Below are 8,825 nucleotides of genomic sequence, written 5' to 3'. Positions count from 1 at the left end.
AAGCGTGGCCGTTGGCAGGCCTTCACGGCATTCCTCGATGACGGGCATATCTGTCTGACGAATAATGCGGCCGAACGCGCTTTACGTGGCGTGGCACTGGGCAGAAAGTCGTGGCTCTTCGCAGGCTCAGAGCGCGGCGGTGAACGGGCTGCCGCCATGTATACCCTTATCGTCACCGCCAAAATGAATGACATCGATCCGCAGGCCTGGCTCGCCGATGTTCTCGCCCGGCTGCCCGACTTGCCCGTCTCGCGCGTGCATGAACTTCTGCCTTGGAACTGGAAAGCTCTATCCCTTCCACAAGCAGCCTAACCATGCAGCTGAACAAGGTGTATTCCGTCAAGACAATCGACCGCGTCGCTGTCGAACTGGGCGAAACCGTCAATAAGATCTTTGATCTCGCCACCGGTATGGAAACCGAAGATGGTATAATCTGGGTCTACGGTCCCAGCGACGACGGTGTCATCGCATTCACTCCAATCGGGATCGAAAACCTGCAAGAGCTCATCGAAATGGACCGTGATCGCGAGCGATGACCTACCTGTGGCCTACGCCGGATGCTTACGCAAGAGCGACCCGCAGGTGGCATTGCTCTTTCACTTGAGCAATGTCTGCTTTTAGGCGATTCTGACAGCGTATCTTGAATGCGGCAAAGAAAGCCTATGTTCAAATCCAGCTCGCACTCACCGCGGAAAATTGATCTCGAAAATTGTTCCTGGATCATTCTCCGACACGGTTATTTCCGCGCCATGCAGATCGCAGATCGCTTTTGCTAATGCCAGGCCAAGGCCATTCCCTGGACTATTTCGGCTTTTTTCGCCTCTGAAGAACCGGTGAAAAATCCGGTCTTGATCCCGGCATTCGATTCCCGGCCCATCGTCAGTTATCTGCAAGATCAGCCCTTCTGGGGTATTCTCGCCCGAGACCAGAACTTTAGACCCCGCCGGACAATGTTTGATCGCGTTCTCGACAAGGTTCGACAGTAATTGCGTCAGAAGATTTCCATCACCAACAACCTCAAGCTGTTCGTCCGGTATCTTAGTGGTCAACTCAATGCCAGCATCTTCGGCCGTAGGTTCAAAAACTTCAGTAACATTGCCTATGACTTCACGCAGGTCGTTCCACGCAAACCTTTCGCGACGATCACTCCCCTCAATCTGCGCGATGCGCAAAAGGGCGTTGAAGGTCGCTATGATTTCTTCAGTTTGATCGAGGCTGGCAGAAATGTCGCCCGGGTTGATAGTCGGACTGTCTCGCAGCGTCTCCAACCGCTGCCGAAGATGCTGAAGCGGTGTGCGCATGTCATGGGCAATGTCATTGGAGATTTGTTCTTGGCTTTCGAGCAGGCGTTTGATCTGATTGAGCATACTATTGATCTCGGTTGATAACCGCGAAAGATCGTCGCGTGCCTTTGGGGCGGTCGAAATACGGGAAGCGAGGTTGCCAGAGGAAACCTCCGCGAGGGTATTGGATATCGCCGTAATCCGTCGCTCGGTAATGCGGCCGATCCGAATACCGACGATTAGACCGAGGATTACGACTGCCAGATAGCCGACCACCAAAGCCATGCCGAGCGCTTCCAGTATCTCCAAGACGATATGGTCGCCTGCCCCTTGGATCAGGCGGTAAGGGCCGACGTCATCTGCGCGCAGCCAATAGCCAGTGACTTCGTCGTGAATCTCTCCAGCAAGCGGCAATTCTTGTGCCGAAAGGTAGTCGGGCAAGGGGCTTTCAACGGTCGAGGACAAGTTGCCGGAAACAATCGCGCCCTCGGCGTTCAGAAGTTGGTAAACCCGGGCATTTTGAAAACTGACTTCGGCGAGGGCATCGACGCGGTTGACCAGCACCTCATCGCCGCCCAACTCAAAGATCTCAACGAGTGTGGCCGCATCGCTGCGCATTTGATCGAGGACCCAATCTTGGACTTCGTATTGCGTGAACCAGTAGGCCAATGCGAAGACGAGCGCAGAAAGCACCGAATAGAGAAACGAGTATTGCAAAGACAGCCGTATGGATGTCCGCAACGCTGAAGGACCTTTTCGCTTAGGGTTATCCATGAAGGCTGTATCCAGCGCCCCGAACGGTATGGATCAACGGCTGCTCGAAGGGTTTGTCGATCTTGTTGCGCAGACGGCTGATATGCGTTTCGACGACATTGGTGTTCGGGTCGAAGTGAAAATCCCAAACTGATTCCAGCAACATGGTGCGTGTCACCACCCGCTCGGCGTTCTTCATAAGATAGGATAGCAGGCGAAACTCGCGCGGCTGCACGGCGATCTCCTGACCAGATCTGCACACAGTATGACGGATCAGGTCAATCTCCAGATCGGCAACCTGAAGTCGCGTTTCTTCGGCCTGCATCGGGGGGCGGCGTGCAAGTGCAGTTAGGCGCGCGGAGAGCTCAGAAAACGCAAAAGGTTTCACAAGATAGTCGTCCGCCCCGGCTTCCAATCCATTCACCCGGTCGTTCAAACCGCCGAGCGCGCTCAAGAATAGGATCGGCGTATCAACATTTGCGCCGCGCACTGATTTCACGAGGGTCAACCCATCCAAGCCGGGCAGCATCCGGTCGACTACGATGACATCAAAGTCATTGTCCAGCGCATCGAGGAAGCCTTGCTTGCCATCTGACGCATGTTTCGTCACATGACCAAGCGCCTTTAGGCTGGTGCAGATATACTCAGCCGTCTCGCCATCATCTTCTACAACAAGCACCCGCATCTGCGTCCAAGCTCCATAAGGTATTGAGAAAATAGCTTGCTTTGCGGCTTTGCACCATCTTCGTAATATTACGGATCGGTATAGTGCCGACCATCTTTCGCAGACCACCACCGTCTTATGCCCTGAGAAAAAGGACAGGGCATTATGGTCGCAATAGATCCGAAATTCGCAATATCCGTGCGGCACGAGCGTGAGAGGCGCTTCGCTTTAACCCGCAGTGACCAACGGTTCCTGCTGTTTGCACTCGGGGCATTGTTCGCTGTGCGCCTGCTGGCAATGTTCTGGTGGCCTTTCACAGATTCAACAGAAGCCCGTTATGCCGAGATCGCGCGTAAGATGGTCGAGAGCGGGGACTGGGTCACACCTCAGTTCGACTATGGCGTCCCGTTTTGGGGCAAACCTCCCTTACATACTTGGCTGTCTGCCTTGGGGATGAAGCTCTTTGGCGTTGGTGCCTTCGGCGCACGGATATTCATATTTGCTGCGTCATTGGGGGTGTTAGGCCTTCTTTTCACTTGGGTGCGCCAGCATCGAGGCGCAGATCAGGCTCTTGTCGTGACCACGGTGCTCGCCTCATCTTTTATGTTTTTTGGCGCGTCGGCCTTCGTGATGACGGACATGGTCATGGTGCTTGGCACTACTTTGAGCATGATCGGCTTCTACAACTGTATGATGGACAGCCCCTCTCGCAGGGCATGGGGACGGTGGTTCTTTGTCGGCATCGCGATCGGTTTTTTGGCGAAGGGACCGGTCGCGATTGTAATTACGATGATCGCGCTTCTGCCGTGGCTCGCGGTGACCGGACGCTGGCGGGAATTACAGGGGTTTCCTTGGCTGTCGGGGCTGTTGATCGCGGCGGCGCTGACCCTTCCGTGGTATATCCTGGCCGAGATCAAGACGCCGGGTTTCCTGCGCTATTTTCTTGTTGGAGAACACTTCCAGCGCTTTGTCGTGCCGGGCTGGCAGGGGGATCTCTACGGGTCCGGCCATCAGCAGCCCAAAGGCCTGATCTGGCTCTATGCTTCGGCTACGTTTCTGCCGTGGAGCTTGTTTTTCATAGCCTTACTTCCCCGGGCGGCATCTTGCGTCAATGAAATGACTGGCAGTGACCGTGATTGGCACAGCTATCTTGCACTTTGGGTCGTCGCGCCGCTGATCCTCTTCACGCCCGCCGCAAACATTTTGCCGGCTTATGCTTTGCCCGGGCTTCCCGCCGCAGCGGTTCTCCTGGTCTCGCTTTGGGCTCAAGTGAGGGGGCAGCCGGGGTGGTGGACTCGAAGAGCCGCAGCCGTGGCCATCGGCCTCGTTGGGGCGGCATTTCTAACGGTGACTATTCTGGCGCGCTACCAGCCAGAAAGCGTCACCCACCGGTCCGAGCGCGCCTTGGTAGCTGCGGCGCAAAGTTTCGACCCTGATGTGCAGATTACATATTGGGGCGGTCGCAGCTTTTCGGCCGAGTTCTATACGCGGGGCCAGGTCCAGTTCACCGAGCGAACCGCGAAATTCGATAGCTTCGCTGACAATGGGCTGCGCGATGCCGTGGCGATCCCAAGGTCCGTTGCGTCAGAACTTGCTCCGTTCTTGGGACCGCAGTTTGGTTCTATCGGACATTATGGGCATCGTATTTTGTTCGTCGAAGATCTGGATCAGGAGGTAACACCATGAACCGTCGCCCCGAAGGCTTTGGTAAGCCTCAGATCGTTCCTTCTCCGAAACCTATTCCTGATCTTTCTTTTGTGATCCCCGCTTTCAATGAGGCAGGCAATATAGCCAGGACGGTGGCTCAGGTTGATGCGCATGCCCGCAGGCTGGTTAGTAGTTTCGAGATCATCATTGTCGACGATGGCAGCTTCGATTCCACCTTTAAGGAAAGTCGAGCGCTCTGTGCCCAATATCCTCTTCGTGTGCTGCGGCTGTCGCGTAACTTCGGCAAAGAACAGGCGATCATGGCCGGTTTGGAGCGCACCGTTGGGGCGGCGGTAGTCATCCTGGATGCTGATCTCCAAGAACCCCTTTCTCATCTCGAAACCATGTTGGAACATCGCGCGGAGGGGTATGAAATGGTCTATGCCGTCCGCGCGCAACGCCGGGACGAGACATGGCGCAAACGGCTCTTCACCCGCGCATTCTATGCACTGCTCAATATCGGTAGCGACACCGCGATACCAGCCAATGCGCGCGATTTTAGGCTCATGGATCGACGGGTTGTCGATGCGCTCTGCGCCTTGCCTGAGCGCAATCGCTTTATGAAGGGGCTGTATGGCTGGGTCGGCTTTCGCACCAAAGCTGTGGCGATTGAGTTGGCCCCGCGGGCGACCGGAGCCTCTAAATTCGGCTTTGCTGGCTTGTTTAAGTTAGGTTTGACCGGCCTTACGTCCTTCACCGCATGGCCGTTAAGGGTTTGGACGGGGATAGGTATGACCATTGCTACCTGTTCGATCCTCTACGCCCTCTGGATTGCCGTCCGCACCCTGATCTTCGGCATCGACGTGCCGGGTTGGTCGACCCTTGTGGTTGCCGTTATGTTATTGGGCGGGGTGCAGCTTATCTCCATCGGTGTGTTGGGCGAATACCTCTCGCGGGTCTTTACCGAGGTCAAAGGCCGTCCTGGCTTTATCATCGCAGAGGATTTTTCCGCAAATTCGGAGCACCTGTGATGTGGCGCCAGTTGTTGCGGTTCGGGATGGTCGGTCTGCTCGCGACCTTCGTTCACATGATGATCGGCTTTCTGCTGATCCAGTCGACCTGGCATCCTCTTTTGGCGAACCTGCTCGCCTTCACAATCGCTTTCGTGGTCAGCTTTATCGGCCATCTCGGGTTCTCCTTTGCTGATCAGGAGGTCAGCGCATCAAGCGCGCTGTGGAAATTTGCGCTTGTCGCCCTGATCGGCTTTGCCTTTAACGAAGTGCTTCTGATCATGTTGCTGTCCGAAGAGGATCTTACTGACACGGTGAGCCTGTGGATCTCAACCGGGTGCGCGGCGGTTTTAACTTTTGCACTCAGCAGATTTTGGGCATTTCGCACCCCGCACAAAGCTGGCGGGCCGGTCGATGTGGAACCGTCTGCCAATCTAACCAATCAGTAATCTGGTGGAGACGTTCCCGGCTACAAGCGTCGGTTAATTTTTAAGGCGAGGCTCCAGTTGGGGGCCGTGCAAAGAAGGAACACCACGATGAAACGTATGATTTCTCTTCCCACAGTGATTGCCGCTGGTGCAGTCGCGATGGCCGGAATGGCATTGGCTGAAACAGAGAATGCGAAAGAAATGACACTGTTCTCTGAAGTGCAGATCGACATCCAGAAAGCACTCACCGTTGCTTTGGAAGGCGTGGATGGCAAGATCGCCTCAATTGAATTCGAAAGTGAGGATGGCAAGGCTGTCTACGAGGCAGTCGCCGTCGCCCCGGATGGGTCCATGACCGCGATACTTATCAATGCCAATGATGGCACCGTGATCGCCCAGAGACCCTACATGGCCGATGACGACGAGGAAGATGACGACAACGGCTAAATCTACCCCGGCACGGCGGAGGGTCATCTTGCTGCCGCGCTGGAATTTTCCTTTCCCTTCATCCTAAGCGCCTCCGGCAATCTGAGCGACACCTTACCAATTGGTAACCTTTCGGTAAGCCTTTGATCAGTCCCCAAACTCTACAGGTGCTTTTAAGGAGAACCCGATGAAAAAGACCGTCTTTCGAATCCTGCTGGCGTCAGCAACGGCCCTCGTTCTGATTGGCGGAACCGAAGGACAGATTTTCTCCATCGCGGCTTCCGGCACCCGGTCACTGGCCAGCCCTTCGCAATCGCAGTTGTTCGACAATAACCGGGTCCACAAACTGGATGTGACGCCGCCTTTCTCTGTTCTGGCAGCAGGTGACGTCGCCTCTTGTGCAAGCAGGGGTTATCTCAGCCGAATGGACAGAAACCTGCGCTATGCGGTTGGTCTCCCCCGAGCAGAGGCCGTGCCGAACGAAGGCATGATCGAAACCACCAGTATCTTGGATCAATATCCTGAGATGGTGGTGCTCGCCCTGGGGGATCTCGTCTACAAACGCGGCGAAGCCGTGGGCTTTGAAGATTGCTACGACCCTTATTGGGGAGCTGCATGGGCCCGCACATGGCCAACCCCCGGAAACCACGAATACCAATCACCTTTTGCCTATGCCTACTACGACTACTGGCAAGATCGTGCGGGGCCAGACCGAAACGGCTATTACGCTCTGAAAGCCGGGAACTGGTTGATCCTGTCGCTGAACAGCGAGATTGATGCGTCCCCAGGATCTGCACAGGCAGAATGGGTAAAGGAAGTGCTCGCAGCGCATACAGACAGTTGCACTGCGGCGTATTTTCACAAACCGGCATATTCGAGCGTGGCACGCAGCCGAAGTGGCGATGCGCGGGCGCTGTTCCGGCTCGTCGCTGAAGCAGGCGTCCGTTTTGTCTTACATGGACACAACCACTTCTACGAACGCACTGCGCCGCTGAATGCCGAGGGCAAACCGGATCAGGGCGGCACGATCGCTTTCGTGGTAGGGGCCGGTGGCAAATCCACACGGGGCAACCTCAAGCCTGCGGCCTTCTCCGAGCGACTAATTACCGGGACAACAGGCATGTTGAAGCTGACCTTCTCAAATAAAACGGCCAGTTGGACCTACCTCACCGGTCCCGGATCAATGGAAACAGACAGCGGCACGGTCCAATGTTGACACCCGCAGTCCAGCACAGCCACCCGCAAAGGCCCGACCATGTTTGACTTTATCACATCGCTACTGGCTTCCATGGGCAGCCTCGGCGTCGCGGCCCTCATGCTGATCGAGAACGTCTTCCCCCCAATCCCTTCGGAAGTCATCATGCCCTTCGCTGGCTATCTCGCGGCGAGCGGTGACCTCTCCTTCGTCAGTGTAGTGATCGCAGGCACGATCGGTTCGGCGGCCGGAGCCTTTCTGTGGTATTGGATCGGCACATTTGTATCCGAAGCACGATTGCGCAGCCTCATCGCTCGGCACGGCAGGTGGCTTACCATCTCAGAACAAGACCTCGACCGATCCCTTGCGTGGTTTCGGCGCAATGGCGGCAAAGCGGTCTTTCTGGGCCGAATGGTGCCGGGTGTGCGAACGCTGATATCCGTCCCCGCTGGAATGACAGGAATGCCGCTGTTACCATTTTTTCTCTACACCGGGTTGGGCAGCCTGATCTGGACGGTCGCCCTCACCATTTTAGGCTATCTGCTGGAAGCGCAGTTTGCCAAAGTTGAGACGTGGATCAATCCGGTGACAAACGTCCTGCTTGGAGGCCTATTTGTGCTTTATGTCTGGCGATTGCTCCGCCCCAAGGTAGAAAAATGACGGCGGTGACACAGCTTAGTTCAAAAAGCTTGAACCACCGATTGTTTGCGGTGACCCTCTTCGCTAAAGCAGCCTTAGGCGTTCTCCAAATGGCGACGGCTGCGGCGATCTTCGCGGGGGCCGCAGAGCGTCTTCCTGCCCTCACCCAATGGCTCTTTCGCGCGGAACTCGTAGAAAACCCGAATGATTTCCTCGCCACCCGCGCCATGTCACTCGTCGGTGTCATCCCAACATCGGATATGTCGTTCTATACCACTTACTTTCTGGCGCATGGTGGACTTCATATCGCGATTGTCGTGGCCCTGCTTTACGGTGCAGCATGGGCGTGACCTGCCACGGGATTTTTCCTCCACCGTCGATTAGAGTCCGGCCCAACTTGAGGACGGACAATGAAGCGAACGAGATTCACGGACGAACAGATCATCGGCATCCTTGGCGAGCACGAAGCAGGCGCAAAATGCGCGGACTTGTGCCGCAAGCACGGCATGTCGGAAGGCACCTTTTATAACTGGAAGGCCAAATTCGGCGGCATGACGGTGTCTGAGGCCAAGCGGCTGAAGACGCTTGAGGATGAGAACGCCAAGCTGAAGAAGCTGCTGGCCGAGCAGATGCTCGATCTGGCTGCAATGAAGGAACTGGTTTCAAAAAAGTGGTGACGCCTGCCGTGAAGCGCGAGGCGGTCGCGCATCTGAAGGCCCTTCTCGGGCTATCGGAACGGCGGGCGTGCCGGATTGCCGGGGCGGACCGCAAGATGGTCCG

The 8,825-nt window shown here is 56.0% G+C and carries 11 protein-coding genes and 1 pseudogene; 10 read left to right on the top strand and 2 right to left on the bottom strand.

Going from position 1 to position 8,825, the window contains the following annotated elements:
- Nucleotides 1–312 (top strand): transposase domain-containing protein (locus A3722_RS01795; protein ID WP_150120397.1); only part of this gene is annotated, 312 nt, incomplete at its 5' end.
- 2 nt (nt 313–314) lie between these two features.
- The gene (locus tag A3722_RS01790) at nt 315–536 is read left to right on the top strand and encodes a hypothetical protein (protein WP_067625326.1); all 222 of its coding nucleotides are present in this window, start codon (nt 315–317) and stop codon (nt 534–536) included.
- A gap of 147 nt (nt 537–683) precedes the next feature.
- On the opposite strand, the gene A3722_RS01785 is transcribed toward A3722_RS01790, so the two are convergent.
- Both A3722_RS01785 and A3722_RS01780 read right to left on the bottom strand, forming a co-directional pair.
- A complete protein-coding gene (locus tag A3722_RS01785; RefSeq protein ID WP_082849313.1) occupies nt 684–2,057 on the bottom strand; it encodes a HAMP domain-containing sensor histidine kinase in 1,374 nt (457 codons plus the stop codon).
- Nucleotides 2,050–2,721 carry a winged helix-turn-helix domain-containing protein gene (locus A3722_RS01780; protein ID WP_067625638.1) on the bottom strand — a complete coding sequence of 224 codons (672 nt, stop codon included), beginning with the start codon at nt 2,719–2,721 and terminating at the stop codon, nt 2,050–2,052. The genes A3722_RS01785 and A3722_RS01780 overlap by 8 nt, the downstream gene beginning before the upstream one ends.
- A gap of 144 nt (nt 2,722–2,865) precedes the next feature.
- Here A3722_RS01780 and A3722_RS01775 point away from each other — a divergent pair, with 144 nt between their 5' ends.
- The 8 genes and pseudogenes from A3722_RS01775 to A3722_RS01740 all read left to right on the top strand — a co-directional run.
- The gene (locus A3722_RS01775) at nt 2,866–4,386 is read left to right on the top strand and encodes an ArnT family glycosyltransferase (RefSeq protein ID WP_236627319.1); all 1,521 of its coding nucleotides are present in this window, start codon (nt 2,866–2,868) and stop codon (nt 4,384–4,386) included.
- Nucleotides 4,383–5,378, top strand: coding sequence for a glycosyltransferase family 2 protein (locus A3722_RS01770; RefSeq protein ID WP_067625640.1), 996 nt, complete (start codon nt 4,383–4,385; stop codon nt 5,376–5,378). Before A3722_RS01775 ends, A3722_RS01770 begins: the two co-directional genes overlap by 4 nt.
- Entirely contained in the window at nt 5,378–5,806 is a 429-nt protein-coding gene (locus A3722_RS01765) for a GtrA family protein (protein ID WP_067625643.1), read from the top strand. Before A3722_RS01770 ends, A3722_RS01765 begins: the two co-directional genes overlap by 1 nt.
- An 87-nt stretch (nt 5,807–5,893) precedes the next feature.
- A complete protein-coding gene (locus tag A3722_RS01760) occupies nt 5,894–6,232 on the top strand; it encodes a PepSY domain-containing protein (protein WP_067625645.1) in 339 nt (112 codons plus the stop codon).
- A 166-nt stretch (nt 6,233–6,398) separates the two neighbouring features.
- Nucleotides 6,399–7,427 (top strand): metallophosphoesterase family protein, encoded by a 1,029-nt coding sequence (locus A3722_RS01755; RefSeq protein ID WP_067625648.1) that lies wholly within the window; start codon nt 6,399–6,401, stop codon nt 7,425–7,427.
- 39 nt (nt 7,428–7,466) lie between these two features.
- Entirely contained in the window at nt 7,467–8,066 is a 600-nt protein-coding gene (locus tag A3722_RS01750; protein ID WP_067625651.1) for a DedA family protein, read from the top strand.
- Nucleotides 8,063–8,395, top strand: coding sequence for a DUF2127 domain-containing protein (locus tag A3722_RS01745; protein WP_067625653.1), 333 nt, complete (start codon nt 8,063–8,065; stop codon nt 8,393–8,395). Before A3722_RS01750 ends, A3722_RS01745 begins: the two co-directional genes overlap by 4 nt.
- A 60-nt stretch (nt 8,396–8,455) precedes the next feature.
- A pseudogene (locus tag A3722_RS01740) lies at nt 8,456–8,825 on the top strand (transposase); the annotation flags it as partial.

The sequence above is a fragment of the Sulfitobacter sp. HI0027 genome, from assembly GCF_001634775.1.
Taxonomy (GTDB): domain Bacteria; phylum Pseudomonadota; class Alphaproteobacteria; order Rhodobacterales; family Rhodobacteraceae; genus Sulfitobacter.
The sequence above is the reverse complement of the archived record's forward strand: the minus strand, read 5'-3'. Positions and strand labels throughout refer to the sequence as shown.

Coding starts and splice junctions, on each gene's coding strand:
- A3722_RS01775 (WP_236627319.1), top strand. CDS start 2,866: ATGGTCGCAATAGATCCGAAATTCGCAATATCCGTGCGGCACGAGCGT.
- A3722_RS01750 (WP_067625651.1), top strand. CDS start 7,467: ATGTTTGACTTTATCACATCGCTACTGGCTTCCATGGGCAGCCTCGGC.
- A3722_RS01765 (WP_067625643.1), top strand. CDS start 5,378: ATGTGGCGCCAGTTGTTGCGGTTCGGGATGGTCGGTCTGCTCGCGACC.
- A3722_RS01785 (WP_082849313.1), bottom strand. CDS start 2,057: ATGGATAACCCTAAGCGAAAAGGTCCTTCAGCGTTGCGGACATCCATA.
- A3722_RS01780 (WP_067625638.1), bottom strand. CDS start 2,721: ATGCGGGTGCTTGTTGTAGAAGATGATGGCGAGACGGCTGAGTATATC.
- A3722_RS01790 (WP_067625326.1), top strand. CDS start 315: ATGCAGCTGAACAAGGTGTATTCCGTCAAGACAATCGACCGCGTCGCT.
- A3722_RS01760 (WP_067625645.1), top strand. CDS start 5,894: ATGAAACGTATGATTTCTCTTCCCACAGTGATTGCCGCTGGTGCAGTC.
- A3722_RS01745 (WP_067625653.1), top strand. CDS start 8,063: ATGACGGCGGTGACACAGCTTAGTTCAAAAAGCTTGAACCACCGATTG.
- A3722_RS01755 (WP_067625648.1), top strand. CDS start 6,399: ATGAAAAAGACCGTCTTTCGAATCCTGCTGGCGTCAGCAACGGCCCTC.
- A3722_RS01770 (WP_067625640.1), top strand. CDS start 4,383: ATGAACCGTCGCCCCGAAGGCTTTGGTAAGCCTCAGATCGTTCCTTCT.